The following is a 20,962-nucleotide window of genomic DNA, read 5'->3' on the forward strand; positions in this document are numbered from 1 at the left end:
GTTTTAGATGTATTAATTCCTTTTATTTGAAAAGTAAAACCTTCATCATGCTAAAAAAAGCTATTTTCGTTTTTCTTACTTTCACCTATTTCACAGGGATGGCCCAAACCGACAGCCTTTTTAATATCAAAATTGCAGAAAAACTGGCCGAAATGCCTCTTCACTGTATCTCACAGGAATTTCCAAACAAAACCGGCCATAGCTCCGATGGACCCGATGACCACAAATTGTTGCCCTCAGAGTTTCACCCAAGTTTTTATGGTTGTCTGGATTGGCATTCGAGTGTTCATGGGCATTGGATGTTGGTAAAATTGCTCAAGCTTTATCCCGAAATTTCTCAAAGAAAAGAGATTATAAAAGTTTTAGACCATAGTTTTCAGCCGGAAAAAATCAAAACTGAGTCAGAATACTTTACAAAATATAAGACAACAAAGACGTTTGAGCGAACTTATGGCTGGGCATGGTTGCTTAAACTCGACCAGGAACTTCTGACCTGGAATGATCCAATGGCCAAAAAATGGCACCAAACCTTGCAGCCTCTTACCAAAGAAATTGTGAGAATTTGGGATGATTTTTTACCCAAACAGACTTACCCCAATCGCACAGGGGTACACCCCAATACGGCTTTTGGGCTGTGTTTTGCTCTCGATTGGGCCAGAGCCACAAAAAACACTGACTTTGAAATCTCTGTGATAGATAAAGCCAACCGATTTTATTTTGAGCAAAAAGCTGCCCCTGCATATTTGGAGCCTGATGGTTCAGATTTCCTTTCTCCCAATCTCGAAATTGCAGACCTTATGAGGAGAATTTTGGGGCCGAAAGAATTTGAAGTTTGGTTTAAGGCCTTTTTGGAACCCAAATCTATACAAAATGTGCTGAATCAGCCAGTAGTGAGCGACCGTACCGACTTTCAGATTGTACATCTTGATGGATTGAGCCTTAGCCGTGCCTGGTGTTTTAAAGGAATAGGTGCCAGTCTTCCAAAGACCAACCCTTTGAAGGCTAAGTTTGAGAAGGCCTCTTTTGATTTTCTAAAAAATACGCTACCTAATGTAACCAGCGGGAATTATGGAGGAGACCACTGGCTGGCTTCTTTTGCAGTATATGCGATTTTTGATTAATCCAAAAATTCCATCACATAATTCCTTGCAGTTTTGATGGCAGCGGTGATATCTTCGTTTAAGTTTTTATGGTTGTTAAGTTCATTCCACCAGTTTTTTGAAACTACTGTAAGCCTTACCACTTTCGAGAGATTCTTGGGCTAGAGCTAATCCATTGTCAATATTCACACCTTTTCCTATTGATAAAGCCACTGCGGCATTGGCCAACACGGCCTGAGTTTGAGCTTTAGTCCCCTTGTTTTGCAAAATATCGAGCATAATTTTGGCTGAATCTTCCAACCCGGCTCCACCATGAAGCTGTTCCTGTAAAACCGGTTCAAAGCCCAGATCAATTGCCTCAAAAGTTTTTGCATCTTCCCCCATAGCCAGCAAAAAGGGCGAAGTAAGAGAGATTTCATCATAAATATCTAAGGAATGTACCACACCAAAACTAGCACCTGATTTTAGAAACAGATTTTTATATAAATCAAAAGTAGTCATATCTGATACCCCGGTAAACTGCTTTTTGACCATCGCAGGGTTAAGTATAGGCCCGAGAATATTAAAGAATGTCCTGATCCCCAATTCTTTTCTGATTGGAGCTACATATTTCATAGCCGGGTGAAAAAGCGGTGCATGCAGGTAGCAAATTCCTGCCGTTTCCATTTTTTTTCTCAGAAAATCGGCATCATTTGTAAACTTTACTCCCAAATATTCCAAAACCGTACTACTCCCCACGGCCGAACTTACCCCATGATTTCCATGCTTGGCCACTGCTTGTCCGGCACCGGCTACTACAAAAGCTGAAGTGGTTGAAATATTGAAAGTATCTTTACCGTCACCACCTGTACCACACACATCCATAGCCTCAAAGTCTTCAAGATCAATAGCTTTAGCCAACTTGAGCATTCCTTCTCTGAAGCCCATTAGTTCATCGACGGTGATACCTCTTTGTTGGATTCCCATCAAAAAAGCGGCTATTTGTGAAGGGTTAACTTCTCCGTTTCCAATATTTATGATTATCGCTTCTGCCTCTGTGGAGTCAAATTTTTCACCGGCAATAAGTCTGTTAAGTATTTTGTTCATTTTCAAGATTTCGATTTTTGTAAACCGAATACGCCTTTTATTATTAATTTCCCAAAAATAATGTATTAGTACAATTTCATGAACAAAACTTGGTAGTAATATTGTGGTTATTTTATGTTTAAACGAAAAAAAGAGTGCCTCCACGACACCCTTCCTTCTAGTTTATTTTGACAAATTTAGCGAAACTACATCTTTAAGTGTAAAACCTCTCAGACCGTGTAAATTGTCTTTTTTGTGATTTCATTGAATAGAAATTCAATTTCTGTGCCATAATTTTCTAAATTTGAAATCTTATGGAAAAAATCTGGCAATATAAACCCACCCCCACCTCCGAAACAGAAACCACGCAGGTGCTAAATCTTCAGAAAGACCTGGGAATTTCTGAGTCTATGGCTGTTATGCTTTGGCAGAGAGGTATTTCTGATTTTAATGAAGCAAAACATTTTTTTCGGCCCGATATCGCAGACCTGCATGATCCTTTTTTAATGAAAGACATGGAATTGGCTGTAAATCGACTCATTAAGGCTACTGAAAACAATGAAAAAATCATGATTTTCGGTGACTACGATGTGGATGGCACCACGGCAGTTGCTCTTTTTTATGGTTTTCTTTCAAAATACTATCCCAATCTGGAAACTTACAATCCCGACCGCTACCTGGAAGGTTACGGTGTTTCGATTCAGGGAATTGATAAGGCTGCGGAATTGGGCTGTACCTTGATGATTAGTCTCGACTGTGGCATCAAATCTATTGACAAAGTAAAATATGCCACAGAAAAACATGGGATTGACTTCATCGTCTGTGACCATCACGAGCCTGGCGATGAGCTTCCTGAGGCTGTAGCCGTACTAGACCCCAAACGTACCGATTGTCATTACCCGTTTAAAGAGCTTACCGGAAATGGGGTAGGTTTTAAACTACTGACTGCTTTTTGCATAAAAAAAGATATACCTCTTTCGGAAATATTTGACTTCCTCGATTTGGCGATGGTCAGTATTGCATCTGATATAGTACCTATCGTGGGCGAAAACCGGATTTTAGCATATTTCGGCTTAAAAAAAATAAATGAAAATCCACGAACAGGCCTGAAAGCACTAAAAGCAGTGGCAGGATTCACAGGTGAGATGACCATAGAAAATGTGGTTTTTGTGTTGGGGCCAAGAATCAATGCTGCCGGTCGAATAAAACATGCCAAAGCTGCGGTAAGTCTTTTGCTTTCTGAAGATTATGAAGAAGCTCTGGCTTTCGCTTACGAAATTCAGGCTCACAATACCGAACGGAAAACTTTGGATAGTCGTATCACTGAAGAGGCTCTTGAAATGATCAGACAGGATCCCTGGCTAATGTATGAGGCCAAAAGTACTGTGCTTTTTAACCAAAACTGGCACAAAGGAGTCATAGGAATTGTGGCTTCACGCTGTATTGAAAATTTTCATCGTCCAACCATAATTTTTACCCAATCAAAAGAAAATTATGCTGCGGGTTCGGCTCGCTCCGTTCCCGGATTTGATCTTTATGGTGCTCTTGAGAAGTGTTCACATCTGTTGGAACAATTCGGTGGCCACATGCATGCGGCTGGCATGACCATCCCGATCGGGAATCTTGACGCATTCAGAAAGTATTTTGACCAAATTGTAAATGAGTTTATTACAGAAGAGCAATTAATACCCAAAATCACGATTGATGTGAAAATCCCACTTTCTGAAATCAGCCCTAAATTCAACCGGATCATGAAGCAGATGGCTCCTTTCGGCCCTCAAAATATGCAACCGGTTTTCGTTTCCGAAAACCTTCAGCTGGCGTCTGACCCAAGAATAATGAAGGAAAAACACTTAAGGCTTGAAATATTGGACGCTGAATCGGGTTCGGTGATGACCGCCGTTGGATTTAACATGGTAGCTGATTATTATAAAAAATTGCTTAGTGGACAATCTTTCAGTATGGCCTATTCTCTCGAAGAAAATACTTTTAGAGATAAAACGACTTTGCAGTTATTTGCGAGGGATTTTAAGTTTCAGTAAGTTTTTTTAACAATATTTTTATTCTTTTATTGGTATTTTTGCAAACCAAAAACACTTAAGCATGATTCTTCGCACCGAAAACCTGGTAAAAAAATATGGACAAAGGCTGGTCAACAACCAGGTGAGCTATCAGGTAGCTCAGGGCGAAATCGTGGGTTTGCTTGGACCCAACGGTGCCGGTAAAACCACCTCTTTTTATATGGCAGTGGGACTTGTAAAACCCAATGAAGGTAAAATTTGGCTCGATGATACCGACATCACGAGTCTGCCCATGTACAAAAGGGCTAAGTTGGGCGTGGGTTATCTTGCACAAGAGGCCTCAGTTTTTCGGGACCTTACTGTAGAAGAAAATATTTTGGGAGTCATGGAGCTTGCCAAACCCGAAATGACCCAGCAAGAGCGGAAAGAAAAAACCGAAATGCTATTGGAGGAATTCAGTCTCACGCACGTAAGAAAGAACAAAGGAATTGTGTGTTCCGGTGGGGAGCGTCGCCGTACCGAAATCGCCCGAGCTCTCGCTGTGGACCCCAAATTTATTCTACTCGATGAGCCTTTTGCCGGAGTTGACCCCATCGCAGTAGAAGAAATTCAGAGTATTGTTGCCAGGCTCAAGCACCGCAACATCGGCATATTGATAACTGACCACAACGTTAACGAAACCCTCTCCATCACCGACCGTGCTTATCTGCTTTTTGAAGGCAAAATCTTACGCCAGGGTACTGCCGAGGAGCTCGCTGCCGATGAATTGGTCCGCAGGGTATATCTAGGAATGAATTTCGAATTGAAGAGGAAAGTTTGATTTTATATATACTTGTATGGCTGAGATTAGATAATTAATCCTAAATTCACACGTTATTTTGAAAAATTTCCCGGTCGAAAAATTATGCTCACACCATACAGTCAGAAGCTTAACCTATCTGATGCCCGACATTTGCTGGGCAGGGTGACTTTCGCATCTTCCTGGAAAACAATCAAATCTTTTGAGAATCTCACGGCAGCCCAGGCGGTAAAGTTGCTTTTTGACAATGCTCTCAAAAATCCTGCTCCCTCAGCCCCAGCCTGGAAAGACGATGCATTTAAGATGTTTTGGACACTCCCAAAAGATGATATTCAAAAGGCTCTCGATGAAATTTATGGCAAAGTTTATGGTCAAAATTATGAACTGAAACGCTGGTGGATGGAGGCCATGAAAAACGATACGGCTTCTATCAGAGAGAAACTTACACTTTTCTGGCATGGGCATTTTACCACCAAATTTGTTGTTGACGAACCGATGCCTGCCCAGTTGATGTACAGGCAGAATAAACTCTTCAGAGATTCACATCAGGGAAATTTTAAGAAGCTGGTCGAAAATATTATTCTTGACCCGGCCATGCTTATTTTTCTGAATGGGAATGGAAGTGTAAAAAAAGCTCCCAATGAGAATTTTTCGCGGGAGCTTCTCGAATTATATACCTGTGGAATTGGAAATTATACCGAAACAGATGTAAAAGAAGGTGCCAGAGTGCTTTCGGGCTGGTACGTGAGTATTTACTCTGATGAGGGTACTCCACCGGGGGTATATGTACCGTTTTTTGTGCCCGAAAATCACGATACCAACAGCAAAACTTACCTTGGCAGAAATATTCCCGTAACCACACAGAACACCCAGGAGGCGGTATTGAAAAATGAAATTAAATATCTTGTTGATATCATACATACTGAGAGAAAAGAGGCCGTTGCCAGATTTATTTGTGAAAAATTATACCGGTTTTTTGTGTATTCTTCTTCTGGAAACCCACCTAGCGATGTAATCAGTGATATGATGGCGATTTTCAGTAAAGACTGGGAAATTAAGCCGGTTCTGATGGCATTATTGCAGTCGGAACATTTTTTTGACACTAAAAATAAGAGTGTTCAGATTAAAACTCCGGCCGAAACAGTGGTGGGGATTACAGCCCATTTTGATGTAGATGGAGAATGGAAAGAATGGGTGATGGTGACCATGGGTCAGGAATTGCTCAATCCGCCCAATGTGGCAGGCTGGCCTGGGTACAGGCAGTGGATGGACAGCCGTACTTTTCCGTTCGCGGTGCAACAGATGGGTTATTTTGTTTGGAATCAAAAACAGGATTATCTCATAAAATGGATTGAAGGTTTTGACGCAGGAAGTGATCCAAAAGTGTTGATAGAAAGGATTTTAAGGTTGTTTTTTTCAAAAGAAACCAATACCGCTCAAGTTGAAAAGTACACCAAAATATTGCTCAGTGGTAGTCCAGATTATGAGTGGGCAAATATTTTAAAAAATGAAGAATTGGCAGCTTTCAGACTAAAAATTGCCTTAATTGAAATGATAAAATCACCGGCATTTCATTTGAATTGAAGATTATGAAAAGAAGAGATTTTGTGAAATTGTCTACACTGAGTGCAGGTTTTGCACTGGGAAAGGTACCCGTGTGGGCACAAAATCTTCCATCTATGCCTGAACTGGAAGACCGGGTTCTGGTGATTATTCAGATGTTTGGCGGAAATGACGGCCTCAATACAATTATCCCTGCTGACAATGATTTGTATTATTCCAAATTTCGAAAAAGTCTCAATATTTCTAAAAATAAGACCGTTAGGCTTGGGAATTCAAATACGTATTTACATCCTTCTCTTAACTCAGGGCCCGGAAATGGGCTCAGCGGACTTTTTAAAGAAGGGAAAGTGGCCATTTTACAAGGAGTGGGCTACCCCAATCCCAATCTTTCTCACTTCAGGTCAACAGATATTTGGTTGAGTGGAAATGTACCGGTGGCAGATTCAGAAAGATTGGAATCAGGCTGGATTGGGAGCTATCTTTCTTCAAAAGGAGCACCCGGCACCAGCGATCATCCCGACTGCCTGAATATCGGTAGCAATTCTTCGCTAATTTTCAGACATAATGCAGAGAATTTTGGATTGGCGGTAAGTGATCCCGTGCAATTTTACGAAAGCGGAAAAGACCTTTTAACCGGTGACAGTTTTGTGGATGGCACCTCAAAATATGCTTCGGAATTTAACTATCTGCTCGATTTAAGTATCAAGTCTAATAAATATTCTAAAGTCGTAAAAGATGCTTTTGATAAGGGTAAAAATACAAAAGATTATTCAACCGATGGCCTGGTAAGTGAACTTAAATTGGTGGCCCGTTTGATTTCAGGCGGCTTAAAAACCAAAGTTTACTTGCTCAATATCAATGGATTTGACACTCATGCGGCTCAAGGTACTACTGACGGCAAACATGCTGCTTTGCTGAAGTCAGTCAATGACTCCATCGCATGGTTTATGGCCGATCTGAAGGCTCAGAATTTGTCAAAGAACGTAATTGGAATGACCATTTCGGAGTTTGGTCGCCGACCCAATGAAAATGAATCCGGAGGGACCGACCACGGTGCGGCTGGGGCTATGTTTGTTTTTGGGGATGAAGTGAAAGGCGGGCTCTATGGTAATAATTTTGATTTCAGCAAGTTGGATTCCAATGGTGATTTTATACATCAGTTTGATTACCGGGCGGTTTATGATGAGATTTTATACAAATGGATGGGAGGGAGTGACACCGCAATAAAAACAGTACTTCAGAAACGTTATACGCACATTCAGGGAGGAATCTTAAATGATTACCTGACTACCGGCTCTCCTTTGGCCACGGAGGTACCATCTAAAAATACTGTATTTCCCAATCCAACCACTGATGGATTTATTACGCTCAATTTGAACCTTGCTCAGCCAGACACAATCTCATTATTTCAAACCACACTTTCCGGCCAAAGGCTTTCGGTTTTTCAAAATATTCCTTTACTGGCGGGATCTCATTCTTTTCCGGTTCAATTAAAACTTGGAAGCGGGAATTACATTCTGGAGGTTTTGGGTAGAAAAACCAGAGAGGCTTTTAGGATAATTTGGATATAAAAATCTTTCATTTTTACAGATTTATCTTTAAAAAAATGTATTCCATCTAATAATTGTATCAATTAGATATTTTGATGTTATTTTTGAAAAAATATCAACCCTAATTGAAATGTTTAAAATTACTATCTCAGTATTATTGAGTATTATGGCTTGGTTTGGAATGCAGGCCGACAAACCCACCCCACCTGATTGGAAAAGATTTACAAAAGTTGTACTTGCCGAAGGCCTCGACGAACCCATGGAAATGGCATTTTTGCCCGGAAATAAAGTCCTGATTGTGGAAAGAAAAGGTGGCGTAAAAATCATCAATGAAAAGACAAAAGAAGTATTGGATGCAGGATTTATTGAAGTAAATACTAAATATACCAATAAAAAAGGCCAGATTCGCGAAGCAGAAGAGGGCTTGATGGGAGTAACCCTGGATCCAAAATTTGCGACTAATCATTGGGTGTATTTATATTATGCTCATCCTAAAGAGGCAAAACACGTACTTACCAGATTTGTTTTGAAAGACGATGCCCTCGTGATGGAGTCTGAAAAATTGATTCTGGAAGTAAAAACCCAAAGAGAAGAATGCTGCCATACTGGTGGAGGTTTGGCCTGGGACAAGGCAGGAAATTTGTTTCTTACTGTAGGAAACAATACCGTAAACCCTCCTCAGGGCTCTTCTAACCTTGTGGAAACTCCGGGTCATGAAAACGAAGACGACCAAAGAGGTCCGGGAAATACGAATGACTTAAGAGGTAAAATCCTAAGAATACATCCAGAAGCCAACGGAACTTATACCATTCCTAAGGGAAATCTTTTCCCGGCAGGAACAGAAAAGACCCGGCCTGAAATCTATACCATGGGCCACAGAAACCCCTGGAGGATTAATATCGACAGTAAAACCGGATATATTTACTGGGGAGAAGTTGGGCCTGATGCCGGAAAAGATTCGACCTGGGGTCCCAAAGGCTATGATGAGTTTAATCAGGCAAAAGGACCGGGATTTTTTGGCTGGCCTTATTTTATCGGAAACAATAAGCCTTACAGAAAGTATAACTCTGAAACCAAAACTTACGGAGAGCCATTTGATCCCAATAACCCGGTAAATAACTCGGTAAATAATACTGGTTTGGTGAATTTACCAAAACCTATGCCAGCCATGCTTTATTATCCCTACGGGCAATCTCCGGAATTCCCTGAGTTGGGTACCTCTGGAAGAAGTGCCACAGGTGGACCAGTTTTCAGGAAAGCCGATTTTGTGGGTGCTCCCCGTCCCTGGCCTGACTATTATGAGGGCAAGTGGCTAATTACCGACTTTATGAGAGGTTGGATATTTGCCATAACTATGGACGAAAAGGGCGATTATCAGTCAATGGAAAGAGTATTGCCAGACATGAACTTTAGTTCTGCCATTGATATGGATTTTGGCCCGTCGGGTGATATGTATGTGCTCGAATATGGTTCGGCATGGTTTAGGGGCAATGCCAATTCCAAATTAGTGAAAATCGAATATAATGCCGGAAACAGAAGACCGTCAGCAGTTGCTTTTTCAGACAAAAACTCGGGATCTCTACCATTAACTGTAAAATTTTCAGCGGAAGGGTCTTCTGATTTTGACGATTATGATCAAAATAAGCTGACTTATAAATGGAAGATTACCGATGCAAAGAAAGCTCAGGTAGCTTTACTTTCAGGAAAAGAGGCAACTTATACTTTCAAACTTGCAGGAAACTATAATGTGACTCTGGAAGTAACTGACACCAAAGGTGCTAAAAACAGCATTTCCATTCCTGTTACCGCAGGCAATGCCGCTCCTGAAATTGAAGTGGTACTAAGCTCCCCCAATCAGACATTCTATTTCGGAAAAGAGCCCATCAATTATGTGGTAAAAGTAAAAGATAAAGAAGATGGCGAAACCGGCTCAAAAATCAAAGACGATGAAGTAGCGGTTACTTTTGACTTTATCCCGCAGGGATTTGACCCTATAGAGATTGCCGCAAAACAGAAAAGTGCCGATGACATGGCTCAATATGCTATCGGTAGAAACCTCATCGAGGCATCTGATTGTAAATCTTGTCATCAATATGCCACAAAATCTATCGGGCCAAGCTATAAAGATGTGGCAGGAAAATATGCCAAAACACCTGATAATATGAATTATTTGGTAAAGAAAATCAAAGAAGGCGGTAGCGGAGTTTGGGGCGAACATGGCATGAGTGCTCACCCAAATGTGAGCGATATAGATGCCAAACGCATGGTAGATTATATATTTAGTTTGGGTGGTGCAGCAGCAAATGTTCCAAGACTTGGGTTGACAGGGAAAGTAGAGCCAATTGCACCTACTTACGAAAATGCAGGTGGAAACTATGTGCTCAGAGCAGCTTATAAAGATAAAGGAGCCGCAAAAACCAAGTCAATACTTTCAGAAAAAATGCTTTATTTAAGAAGCCAGTATTTACGTCCGCAGGATTTGAGTGGTTCTTCAAGTGTTCAGATCATCACCACTTTATCATATTCGTTTTCATTTATTGGAGATAAGTCTTATGGTTTTTATAAAAATATTGACTTAACTTCAATCAAAGAAGTGGTTGCATTTTTGCAGGTTAACTCAAGAAATGGAGCAGTAGGTGCCAATGTGGAATTAAGGCTTGACAGTCCTACCGGTAAACTTCTGGGAGTTTCCGAATTTGTTGGAAATAAAGAAGTACCTTTTGAGAGACCACCGGCAGGTGCAGGAGCTGCGGAATGGGCAAGAGCGAGAAGCACGAAAGCAACTATAAAACTCAATGAGGCGGTAAACGGGAAACACGATGTTTATTTAGTTTTCAGAAACGAAAAAGCTCAGAAGACCGACATTTTAGCTCAGTTTAATGAAGTTGGTTTTTTTAATTAATTTTTTAAGAAACCTTGATATTTAGTATATTAAAGAGGGTATCGTTTCGCTAAAGCGAGGCCCTCTTCAATTTTTTTGAATAAGATTTGTTTTAAATGATTATTTTTATTCCAACTTTCCGGGATAAAAAAGTGTCATACACATAAACAAAATAAAAATGAATATCTTAAAAATTCTGGCAATTTGTACTATTGGATTTTTGTCATGTGAAAGTGAAGATGCCGTAAATGGTGAATTACTTTCGGTAAGCTTTAAACCTACGCAATGTTCGGAACTCTGGGACAAAGAACCTTATACATCACTGGCCGACAATTCGAGGGAAAACAGAATTAAGGCTTTTTTGAAAGATAAAGGGATAACCAATCTGATTGATTTTAAAAAAACTACCGATTCAAACATTTATTGCCAGGCTTGTGAATGCCCTAGTAATGATAATTTTAGTTTCAAAGTTTCACAATCTGACTACGAAAAACTTAAGGCCATTGAGCCTTTTAAAACTATTTTGAAATAATAGCTATTTTTTATCAATTCAAAAAAAGTCAGGTATAATCCCTGACTTTTTTTGTTAATGATTTTATTTCAACGAATTTATATAAGCCGCAATAGTGAGGGCATCTTTCCTGGGTACCTGAGGCATGGGAGCCATTTCAGTGGCATAGTCTGGCCAGTTGCCGGGTTTTGGATTATAAATTAAATCCACGATTTTCTCATTAGAATAACCTCTTTTGGCCACATCTTTAAATGCCGGACCCACCACTTTTTTATCGGCTGCATGACAAGCCAGACAAGTGTGTTTTTGCAGCAATGGTTTCACTGCAGCATAAGTTATTGGAGTAGCAGCTGACTTCGCCGGAGCATTTTTACCATCAGGCGATTTCAGTTCTTTGGTTTTGCTGATCTGGCTTTTTGCAGTTTTTGTGGCCGAACTGCTAGTTTTCATTTCATTAACCGCCAGTTTTTTGCCTTCGGGTATTGTATTTAAAGTATAATAGACCGTAGGGTGCACCAAGCTCCAGGATTTTTCTGCCGACCTGATTCCCTCCAGATTCAACTCATGAATATACCATTTCCGCAAGCCATCTATTACAATTCTTACTGTACGGCCATCTTCGCTCACTTTTACACCTTTTATTTTCAGGTCTAGTTTGTTGACTGGTGGTGAGCCATACACCGGATGATGCTTGTAAATAAAGCTGGTAGCGGCATACGATGCCAAATCTTCTGCCGATTTTATATTAACAGGCATCGTAAATTTGATTTCAAAACCATCAGGCATGGCTTTGCAAGTTTCCATCTCAAAAGGTACCTTTCCGTTCCATATGAGTCTTTGCAGCCCCTGATTGCGGTCTCCGGCTGAGCCCCAGCCCCGGTTGGTTTCTCCCACAAACATGGAACCATCAGGAGAAAAAGTCATCCTCAAAACCCCCGATTGAAATCCTGACCTGAAATCCCACGCAGCTCCCTGAAACTCTCCATTTACTTTTTCCAGAAACACCCTCATGATTTTTGATTGGCCCTGATCACCCACAAATAATTGACCCGAAAATGGTCCGAAACCACCTAATGTTTCATCTTTGATGATTTCAGAATTTGAAATACCCAAAACACCGTGAGGAAGCCAGACTGCAGGCGGCTGCACTGCTGGATATTTTTCTTTTAGTTCATATAGCAGTTGGCCTTTTTCGTTAACTACATTCTCAGGCTTAATGGCATTTCCGTTGGCATCTCTGTTTTTTCGGTTGTCTCTTTCAGCAAAAAACTGCTGCTCAGTAATTTTCACAGGATGATTGGCGTCAACCCATTTAAGGTTGGCAGGATGCCCCACAAATGCCCCTTTTTTTACATGCCATAATCCACCTGAGCCCATCCAGTCGCCCTGGTTATCGGTGTAAAACAATTCGCCATCTATCATTCCCAAGCCGCAGGGTGATCTCATCCCCGATGCCCACGGCTCATATTTTCCGTCAGGAAATATCTTAAAAATCGAACCTCTGGTTTTTGCTCTTGATTCACCACGCCACCATTCTTCATCTCCAAATGCCACATTTCCACTTACAAAAAAGCTTCCATCGGGTGCGATTTTTGGTCCAAAAGAATATTCATGATAGTGGCCCGAAACTTCCCATGCGTGAACAGTTTCAAACAAATCACCTTTCCCATCACCATTTTTGTCGGTGATTCTGGTCAATTCTCCTCTTTGGGCACAGTAAAATGAGCCGTCTTTATAAACCAGACCTAAAACTTCATGTAGTCCCGAAGCAAATTTTCTGAAATAAGGGTTTTTTGAAGTTGGATTATCCACTATCCAGATTTCGCCCCGGCGGGTTGCCAATGCCAGCGAACCTGTTGGTAGCATGGTTACTCCACCAATTTCAAGAAGCACTCCTTCCGGCACCGCAAGAGTGGCTATTTTATAAAAATCTTCTTCTTTGGGCGATTCCTGAGCTACACTTACCCCTGTGGTCAATATAACCCAAAGCATTATATTTAATATTTTCTTCATATAATTAAAATTATAAAGTCTTATTTTTCAATATTTTATTATTTCAAATTTTAAAACTGAAAGCCTGAAATTTATTTTCTTCTTTCAGAATAAAATGGAATAAATGATTTTATTGTCGGCCGGTTTTACCACCAATAAATTTCCATCAACAATTCCGGCTTCATGCCCGGTATTGATTTGGATAAAATACGATTTATCATCAATTGCATAAAGGTTATCACCTACTTTTTCAATCTTACTGCTCTTTGCCAGCCTTCCAAATATTTCCGAATCGTTGTTTTTAAATGCTATTTCCCGGCTAACCATTTTTCCTTTCGAAATCCTTATTTTATCAGCGATTTCATTTCCAAATATTTTGTATCTGAAAGTTGGCATATCTTCTTCATCCAACTCATAGCCCAGTGGTTTATAACCTGATGCTGTAGTATCTGTAGCAGCGGATTTTCCTTTGCCTATGAACAGTTGATCAGAAAGGGGAGAGAGGCTACCCAAAGGCTTTGATGAGCCGTCACCGCGGTCATTCCACATGGGTGATGCATCAAGATAGGCTCCTTTCCATATCTGAAACAAGGCACCTTTGTCCATATCATAAGTAAAATGAATGTTGGAAGGAGTACCTATTGAAACCGCATGCACGATTCGTTTTTTCTTTCCTTCTTCCTCAAAATCCATGAAGCTTCTCAGTAAATTGGGCGTATTGGCAGTCAGCAAAATCGGATCTGAAGCACCACTTGCAATCAACGACCCAAAAGTGTGATGTGCCACCTGACGGAACCCCGGCCCTGCCGACCAAAATCCCAGTCCCGGTCTTAGCCAGCCATCACGTTTATTATTGAATATTTCAAAAGTATGCTCCCCTTCTGTCAGATTGATGGAGGCCCTTCGCTGCTCTGAGGTTACAGTCCAAATGTTGTCCAAAATCACCTGATTGTCTATTTTCAACATGCTGTTACCACCCAATTGGGTAGCAAATTCATACTTGCCTGTTGTTGGAGCTATGTATTTTCCTTTGATTAAAAACGCATAATCGTTAGATTTTTTGGTCACCTCCCAGGTCAATTCAGGGGTATTGCCTTTTTCATCGATTTTCAGGGTCGAAAGGTCTGCATTGTGGGCATAAGACCCATAATATACCTGATAGTTCAGGTCTTTGATACTTCCCGCTTTTTTATCGAAATTATTGATTATGATATTTCTGAAAGCCACTGAGCCGTGGTCACCTTGAATCCTCAATTGGGCGGATGCCACTTCCATCTCAGAGATACTTCCACGGGTTACTCCCGACAGGCTTACATTTTCATGTATGATTACGCCGTTGAGTTTTATAAAAAGTATTTTGGCATTTTCTATTTTTTTACCTGTAGCATCAAATCTCGGAGCCTGAAACGAAATGGTCATTTTTTGCCACATTCCGGGAGCTTTAGAAACATTATAGCGGGGAGCGTAACCTTCATAGCCTTTTTCTGCCTCAGTTTTGGTGTCGTCCCAACGTTGATATATTCCACCACAATCAAAGTATTTTGGTGTTTTTGCTCCCCATGAGTCGTTGAGCTGAATCTCGTACCGGCTTTGAAGATAAATGCCCGAGTTGGAGCCTTTTGCGATCATAAATTCCAGATCTATGTCCATGTCGCCATGTGCAAATTTGCTAAAAAGGTCATAGTCAGTGCCATATTTTCCTTGCTGGTGCTCACATACCAGCACACCCGTTCCCGGTTTTGTACTAATAGTATTGTTAGTGTTAATGTCAACATTTACGTCGCCGGTAATCTTCCAATTGCTTGATTTTGATTCAAAATCAGAGAGGTCGGTCAGTGGGAGGGAGGTCTGGCCAAACGCCAAACTACTACTGAGCAATCCCAATAGAATGATTCTTTTCATTTAGGGTTCTTTTTTTTGGGTAAATATAAAGAAATGCAATTTGATTTTTGAGAAAGGAAGTTTAAAAAGTCAGGGTATTAATATTTTTTTAATAAAGAAAAATTGAATTTTCTGGCACAAAAAAAGCCGGGGCTTTCGCTCCGGCAATATTTTTTGAATATTATCAATGCTATTTTAATTTATACAAAATTCCCAGTCTCATAACCGAAACCTTGGATACCGCCTCATTTGGCGTAACCGCCCCATTTAACTTCCTTAATACAGTGAAATCAGGCACTTTGATATTGAAAACACCTGAAAGTTCTACCATGATTTTATTTTTTAGGATAGATTTTCCAATCGATATTTTGGGAGAAATACCAAAGTTGAAATCTTTGATTTCGGTATTAATAAATGACACCTGATTGGTGGGTGAATCGGCAGTTGAGCTTACTTTTGTCTTTCCATTGAACCCTCTGGCTTTGGTGCCAAAAGCCGAAATCCCCGCATCAAAGTTAAATCCATGTTTCTTAGAATTGACCGAAAACATCACCGGAATCTCGAGTAATCTGTTATTTACAAATATTTCGGATTCTGAATTTGGGGTATTTGGAAACTCCGCCTGATACTGAAAAGAGCCAAAACTGAAACCTGTTTTTATCCCAATAAGCTTATTCAGATTTTTATTTACACTTAACTCAAGCCCGGGAATTACCCGGAAAGTGGAGGCTGACTTTTCATTTATTTTAAAAAATGAAGCATTGGTATTTACACCAATTCTTATTTCCTGCGAAAATGAAATCATAGGAAATACTAAAAGCAAAAGGTAGATTATCTTTTTCATGAGAGTTATGATTTAGTTTTCAATATAAATATAACCTATTTTTTGAAAAATGTAATTTTAAAAATGCTGATTTTCAAATTTCAAAACAAAAAAAAAGCCGAAGCTTTCACTCCGGCTTTCTTAAATTATTTTTTTCGAAATATCAGATAACTGTTTCTGCCAAAACCAACACTTTGTTGTTGATTACCTGCAAAACTCCGCCGCCAATTTCGATGCTTTCTTTTTTATTTCCAATGGCATAAACCAAAGCACCGTCTTTCAGGGTACTTACCATAGGAGCGTGATCTTTCAATAGCTCAAAACGACCCACTTTTCCAGGAAGGAAAACTGCATCCACTTCGCCTTGAAACACATTTTGTTCGGGAGTAATTATCTCTAAAACCATATTTTTTTTAAATGCGAAGATTAATTTAATCTCTAATCTTCTATATTCTTTTTAAAATATCTCTAGGGGCTGCTTAATTGCCAGATGCTTCAGCAATCAATTTCTCACCTTTTACTACTGCATCTTCGATAGTCCCTACTAGGTTAAAGGCAGCCTCAGGAAGATGATCATAGTCACCGTCCATGATTTGGTTGAAACCTTTGATGGTATCATTGATATCAACCAATACCCCTTTCAAACCTGTAAACTGCTCAGCTACAAAGAAAGGCTGTGAAAGGAATCTCTGCACACGACGAGCACGTGATACCACAAGCTTGTCGTCTTCTGAAAGCTCTTCCATACCCAGGATTGCAATGATATCCTGAAGTTCTTTATAACGTTGAAGTGTAAGTTTAACCCTTTGAGCACAGTCATAATGTGCGTTGCCCAATACTTCTGCCGAAAGAATTCTTGATGAAGAATCCAAAGGATCCACTGCAGGATAGATACCTAACTCGGCGATTTTACGACTCAATACCGTAGTGGCATCTAAGTGAGCAAAAGTAGTTGCCGGAGCTGGGTCAGTCAAGTCATCGGCAGGTACGTAAACAGCCTGTACCGAAGTGATCGAACCTCTTTTTGTTGAGGCGATACGTTCCTGCATCACACCCATTTCAGTGGCCAATGTTGGTTGGTAACCTACCGCTGAAGGCATACGTCCCAAAAGGGCCGATACCTCAGATCCAGCCTGAGTAAAACGGAAAATGTTATCAATAAAGAAAAGTATATCACGTCCTTTGCCTTCGCCATCACCATCACGGAAGTGTTCAGCTACTGTAAGTCCCGAAAGGGCTACACGTGCACGGGCTCCCGGAGGCTCGTTCATTTGTCCAAATATAAATGTTGCTTGTGATTCTTTTAAAGCTTCACGGTCAACTACACTCAGGTCCCAACCGCCTTCTTCCATCGAATGCTTGAATGCTTCACCGTATTTCACAATACCTGATTCGATCATTTCACGAAGCAAATCGTTACCTTCACGAGTACGCTCACCCACGCCAGCAAATACCGATAGACCCGCATATGCTTTGGCGATGTTGTTGATAAGCTCCTGAATCAATACAGTTTTACCCACACCGGCACCACCGAAAAGACCAATTTTACCCCCCTTCACATAAGGAGCCAACAGGTCGATTACTTTAATTCCGGTAAATAAAACCTCGGTAGTAGTGGCCAAATCTTCAAATTTCGGTGCAGAACGGTGAATCGAAAGTCCCGGGGTATTAACTGGCCCTAAACCGTCAATAGCTTCACCAACCACATTAAACAATCTACCTTTGATGGCTTCGCCGGTAGGCATTTTGATAGGTGAACCCAAATGTACTACTTCCTGACCTCTCTGAAGTCCGTCTGTACTGTCCATAGCGATAGTACGAACGCGATCTTCGCCCAGGTGCTGCTGACATTCAAGTATTACTTTTTGACCATTCGATTTTGTTACCGACAATGCATCCAAAATTGCAGGTAGAGAAGCGGCTCCCCCCTCAAAACTAACGTCCACTACAGGTCCGATGATTTGTGAGATTTTACCAATATTTGCCATTTATGAATTATTTAAAATTAATCAAGTGATTTTGGACTGCAAAATTATTAAAAAGCAGCTATAAAACAAACTCTAAATCATTCTTTTTTTTGGATTTTTTTTAGAGAAATCAGATAAAAGCATACTTTTTATTGGAGGAAATTGGGAATTGGATTTTTTAAAATGTTTTTTTCTGAATTAATTTAGAACTAAAATGGGAATATATAAATTGAATTGATTTTAAGAATTTAAAATTTTGTCAATTCAGTCATTTTCTGATAATTTTAGAAAAAACTTTTAATGTGAATTTTAGTAAATTTTTAATCAGGCTTTGCTTGTTATTTTTCGTTTTAAGTCTGCTTAGTTTCCCTTTTTTACCAGACCAAAACAATACTAAATTATTGGGTGATAGTTTTTTTGTTGACCGGTATCTTTTTATAGCTCTGTTGGCTTTTTTGACTGTGATAATCTATTTTATGGGCACATTTTTTAATAGATTCCACTATAAACTGGCGATTTTTATGAGTGGGTTATTTGCAGTTTTAGGAATGATAACTATTCTTCAGAATATCTTTACAAAATAAAAAACCCCTTTCGGGGTCATTTTATGATTGTTTCATTTTAGCTTCTATAGTCTGTTGGGTGTGAGGAACCGCCATTAATCTTTCTTTAGGAATCAGTTTACCTGAGTCTTTACAAATTCCGTAAGTGCCGTTTTTAATCCGGATTAAAGCTGCTTCCAGTTGAGAGGCAAATTTCTGCAATCTGGCAGCAGACTGACTCATTTGTTCCTTTTCCCTTACATCAGCTCCATCTTCTAATGTCTTTGAACCAACGGCGGTATTGTCAGTTCCGTTATCATTCTTTCTGCTTAATGTTTCCTTAATAAAATTTACTTCGCTATAAGTGGCTGCAAGTTTTTTGTTTATTAAAGCCTCAAATTCCGCCAGCTCGCTGTCAGAATATCTGATTTTTTCCTCTTGTGAAGTAGCCATTGTTAAGCTATTTTGGGTTATAAAAAATAAGTAAGTATAAATTTGTCGCAAATATAAACCTTTCAGAAATTATTAACAATCAGACATTAAATATTTATTTTTCAGGAATCATCCAAAGTGCGGGGTTAGCTTGATAAATATTTTTTTTGAAAAAAAATTTTACATAAGAGTTAGTCCTGATTAGCCATAGAATCAGTTGCATTTTTGGTGTTATCCCTTTCTAAATATTTTCAAAATCGAAAAATACAATAGTATTAAATTCAGGAAAAATATAATATTTTACAGAATTGAAGGAATTTGTATAAGTTTGTGTTTTAATATAAATAAGATTAAAAAATCGATTCAGTATGACATATTTAGAACCAGCTCCTATTCATGATAAGGAGAATCCGTTAGAGTCAATGATGTCAAGATTTGACGCGGCGGTTAAAATATTGGGAATCAGCGATGAGATGTATAATATTCTCAAAGTACCCGCAAGGCAAGTGATAATTGGGATTCCCGTAACGATGGATAATGGCAAAATTAAAGTTTTTGAAGGCTACAGGGTAATCCATTCTACTATCCTTGGACCCGGTAAAGGAGGTATCAGACTCGATCCGGATGTTACAATTGACGAAGTGCGTGCCCTGGCAGCATGGATGACCTGGAAATGTGCGGTTGTGGATATACCTTATGGCGGTGCTAAAGGTGGTATTGCCTGTAATCCCAGAGAAATGTCAGCAGGAGAAATTGAGAGGCTTATCCGGGCTTATACATTGGGAATGCTCGATATTTTTGGCCCTGATAAAGATATTCCTGCCCCTGATATGGGTACTGGTCCAAGAGAAATGGCATGGCTTATGGACGAATATTCCAAAGCCAAAGGTATGACAACTCAGGCAGTGGTTACGGGTAAACCATTGGTATTGGGAGGTTCTCTGGGTCGTACAGAAGCAACTGGAAGAGGAGTGATGGTATCGGCCATGTCAGGTATGGAAAAACTAAAGCTAAATCCTTATCGGTCAACCGCGGCTGTGCAGGGATTTGGAAATGTTGGCTCATATGCCGCTTTGCTTCTTCGTGAAAAAGGTGTAAGCATTCATGGAATTAGCGATATAAGTGGGGCTTATTACAACGATAAAGGCATTGATATTGAGAAAGCTATGGCCTACCGTAATGCCAATAATGGCACTTTGGAGGGCTATAAAGAAGCAGAAAAGATTGATGGAGAGCAATTATTGGCTCTTCCTGTTGATTTGTTGGTGCCGGCTGCAAAAGAAGATGTGATTACTCATCATAATGCCGGGAATATTCAGGCTAAACTAATTGTAGAAGGAGCCAACGGCCCAACTTCTGCTACTGCCGATGACATAATTAATGATAAAGGAATAATGGTGGTGCCTGATATCCTTGCCAATGCCGGAGGGGTTACAGTTTCCTATTTTGAATGGGTACAAAACCGCATAGGTTATAAATGGACACTGGACCGCATCAATCGCAGGTCAGACAGAGCCATGAAAGAGGCTTTCCACAATGTATTTGAAGTTTCACAAAAACACAATGTATCTATGCGTTTGGCTGCATATATTGTAGCCATTGACAAAGTTGCAAGTACTTATAAATTCAGGGGAGGATACGGATGAAATATTCATTTTTTGGGATTCTATAAATTCTTCAAAGGGCGTGGTTTTTCTAAACCATGCTCTTTTTTTGTTGAGAGTGAAATCAATTAGCTTGATTTAAAAAAAATTAATCAATAAAAAATGTAATAAGCAACAGGCAATATTATTTCCAAAATCAAAGGAATAATATGATTAAACATATCTTTGTAG

Annotated in this window: 15 protein-coding genes; 8 read left to right on the top strand and 7 right to left on the bottom strand. The window is 39.9% G+C overall.

Going from position 1 to position 20,962, the window contains the following annotated elements:
• The first annotated feature begins 47 nt into the window (after positions 1–47).
• The gene (locus IPP61_08770) at positions 48–1,121 is read left to right on the top strand and encodes a DUF2891 domain-containing protein (GenBank protein ID MBL0325257.1); all 1,074 of its coding nucleotides are present in this window, start codon (positions 48–50) and stop codon (positions 1,119–1,121) included.
• An 81-nt stretch (positions 1,122–1,202) separates the two neighbouring features.
• Here the strand turns inward: IPP61_08770 and trpD are convergent, their stop codons facing one another.
• Positions 1,203–2,186: an anthranilate phosphoribosyltransferase gene (gene trpD / locus IPP61_08775; protein ID MBL0325258.1), complete on the bottom strand. Its 984-nt coding sequence runs from the start codon at positions 2,184–2,186 to the stop codon at positions 1,203–1,205.
• Positions 2,187–2,479: 293 nt separating this feature from the next.
• Between trpD and recJ the strand changes: the two genes are divergently transcribed.
• The 6 genes from recJ to IPP61_08805 all read left to right on the top strand — a co-directional run bounded on the left by recJ (position 2,480) and on the right by IPP61_08805 (position 11,511).
• Entirely contained in the window at positions 2,480–4,207 is a 1,728-nt protein-coding gene (gene recJ / locus IPP61_08780; protein MBL0325259.1) for a single-stranded-DNA-specific exonuclease RecJ, read from the top strand.
• A 61-nt stretch (positions 4,208–4,268) separates the two neighbouring features.
• Positions 4,269–5,006, top strand: coding sequence for an LPS export ABC transporter ATP-binding protein (gene lptB, locus IPP61_08785; GenBank protein MBL0325260.1), 738 nt, complete (start codon positions 4,269–4,271; stop codon positions 5,004–5,006).
• Between the two features lie 84 nt (positions 5,007–5,090).
• Positions 5,091–6,569: a DUF1800 domain-containing protein gene (locus tag IPP61_08790; protein MBL0325261.1), complete on the top strand. Its 1,479-nt coding sequence runs from the start codon at positions 5,091–5,093 to the stop codon at positions 6,567–6,569.
• A 5-nt stretch (positions 6,570–6,574) separates the two neighbouring features.
• Positions 6,575–8,119, top strand: a complete 1,545-nt coding sequence (locus IPP61_08795; GenBank protein MBL0325262.1) for a DUF1501 domain-containing protein — start codon at positions 6,575–6,577, stop codon at positions 8,117–8,119.
• Positions 8,120–8,228: 109 nt separating this feature from the next.
• The gene (locus IPP61_08800; protein ID MBL0325263.1) at positions 8,229–11,000 is read left to right on the top strand and encodes a PQQ-dependent sugar dehydrogenase; all 2,772 of its coding nucleotides are present in this window, start codon (positions 8,229–8,231) and stop codon (positions 10,998–11,000) included.
• Positions 11,001–11,157: 157 nt separating this feature from the next.
• Positions 11,158–11,511, top strand: a complete 354-nt coding sequence (locus IPP61_08805; GenBank protein MBL0325264.1) for a hypothetical protein — start codon at positions 11,158–11,160, stop codon at positions 11,509–11,511.
• Between the two features lie 63 nt (positions 11,512–11,574).
• On the opposite strand, the gene IPP61_08810 is transcribed toward IPP61_08805, so the two are convergent.
• The 6 genes from IPP61_08810 to IPP61_08835 form a co-directional block, all read right to left on the bottom strand.
• Positions 11,575–13,503: a hypothetical protein gene (locus tag IPP61_08810; GenBank protein ID MBL0325265.1), complete on the bottom strand. Its 1,929-nt coding sequence runs from the start codon at positions 13,501–13,503 to the stop codon at positions 11,575–11,577.
• Between the two features lie 84 nt (positions 13,504–13,587).
• Positions 13,588–15,384, bottom strand: coding sequence for a DUF1080 domain-containing protein (locus IPP61_08815; protein MBL0325266.1), 1,797 nt, complete (start codon positions 15,382–15,384; stop codon positions 13,588–13,590).
• A gap of 169 nt (positions 15,385–15,553) precedes the next feature.
• Complete coding sequence (locus IPP61_08820; GenBank protein MBL0325267.1) at positions 15,554–16,207, bottom strand: outer membrane beta-barrel protein; 654 nt, start codon at positions 16,205–16,207, stop codon at positions 15,554–15,556.
• 142 nt (positions 16,208–16,349) lie between these two features.
• Positions 16,350–16,592, bottom strand: coding sequence for an ATP synthase F1 subunit epsilon (atpC, locus tag IPP61_08825; protein MBL0325268.1), 243 nt, complete (start codon positions 16,590–16,592; stop codon positions 16,350–16,352).
• 73 nt (positions 16,593–16,665) lie between these two features.
• Positions 16,666–18,174, bottom strand: a complete 1,509-nt coding sequence (gene atpD / locus IPP61_08830; protein MBL0325269.1) for a F0F1 ATP synthase subunit beta — start codon at positions 18,172–18,174, stop codon at positions 16,666–16,668.
• A 584-nt stretch (positions 18,175–18,758) separates the two neighbouring features.
• Positions 18,759–19,148: a TraR/DksA C4-type zinc finger protein gene (locus tag IPP61_08835; protein MBL0325270.1), complete on the bottom strand. Its 390-nt coding sequence runs from the start codon at positions 19,146–19,148 to the stop codon at positions 18,759–18,761.
• A 347-nt stretch (positions 19,149–19,495) separates the two neighbouring features.
• On the opposite strand from IPP61_08835, the gene IPP61_08840 reads away from it, so the two are divergent.
• Entirely contained in the window at positions 19,496–20,773 is a 1,278-nt protein-coding gene (locus tag IPP61_08840; protein MBL0325271.1) for a Glu/Leu/Phe/Val dehydrogenase, read from the top strand.
• Positions 20,774–20,962: the final 189 nt, after the last annotated feature.

Source organism: Cytophagaceae bacterium (genome assembly GCA_016722655.1).
GTDB lineage: Bacteria > Bacteroidota > Bacteroidia > Cytophagales > Spirosomataceae > Leadbetterella.

Excerpts from the sequence above, each read along its gene's own strand:
- IPP61_08840 (MBL0325271.1), top strand. The coding sequence starts at position 19,496 with ATGACATATTTAGAACCAGCTCCTATTCATGATAAGGAGAATCCGTTA.
- IPP61_08770 (MBL0325257.1), top strand. The coding sequence starts at position 48 with ATGCTAAAAAAAGCTATTTTCGTTTTTCTTACTTTCACCTATTTCACA.
- lptB (MBL0325260.1), top strand. The coding sequence starts at position 4,269 with ATGATTCTTCGCACCGAAAACCTGGTAAAAAAATATGGACAAAGGCTG.
- trpD (MBL0325258.1), bottom strand. The coding sequence starts at position 2,186 with ATGAACAAAATACTTAACAGACTTATTGCCGGTGAAAAATTTGACTCC.
- IPP61_08805 (MBL0325264.1), top strand. The coding sequence starts at position 11,158 with ATGAATATCTTAAAAATTCTGGCAATTTGTACTATTGGATTTTTGTCA.
- IPP61_08820 (MBL0325267.1), bottom strand. The coding sequence starts at position 16,207 with ATGAAAAAGATAATCTACCTTTTGCTTTTAGTATTTCCTATGATTTCA.
- IPP61_08790 (MBL0325261.1), top strand. The coding sequence starts at position 5,091 with ATGCTCACACCATACAGTCAGAAGCTTAACCTATCTGATGCCCGACAT.
- atpC (MBL0325268.1), bottom strand. The coding sequence starts at position 16,592 with ATGGTTTTAGAGATAATTACTCCCGAACAAAATGTGTTTCAAGGCGAA.
- IPP61_08800 (MBL0325263.1), top strand. The coding sequence starts at position 8,229 with ATGTTTAAAATTACTATCTCAGTATTATTGAGTATTATGGCTTGGTTT.
- IPP61_08835 (MBL0325270.1), bottom strand. The coding sequence starts at position 19,148 with ATGGCTACTTCACAAGAGGAAAAAATCAGATATTCTGACAGCGAGCTG.
- IPP61_08815 (MBL0325266.1), bottom strand. The coding sequence starts at position 15,384 with ATGAAAAGAATCATTCTATTGGGATTGCTCAGTAGTAGTTTGGCGTTT.
- atpD (MBL0325269.1), bottom strand. The coding sequence starts at position 18,174 with ATGGCAAATATTGGTAAAATCTCACAAATCATCGGACCTGTAGTGGAC.
- IPP61_08795 (MBL0325262.1), top strand. The coding sequence starts at position 6,575 with ATGAAAAGAAGAGATTTTGTGAAATTGTCTACACTGAGTGCAGGTTTT.
- recJ (MBL0325259.1), top strand. The coding sequence starts at position 2,480 with ATGGAAAAAATCTGGCAATATAAACCCACCCCCACCTCCGAAACAGAA.
- IPP61_08810 (MBL0325265.1), bottom strand. The coding sequence starts at position 13,503 with ATGAAGAAAATATTAAATATAATGCTTTGGGTTATATTGACCACAGGG.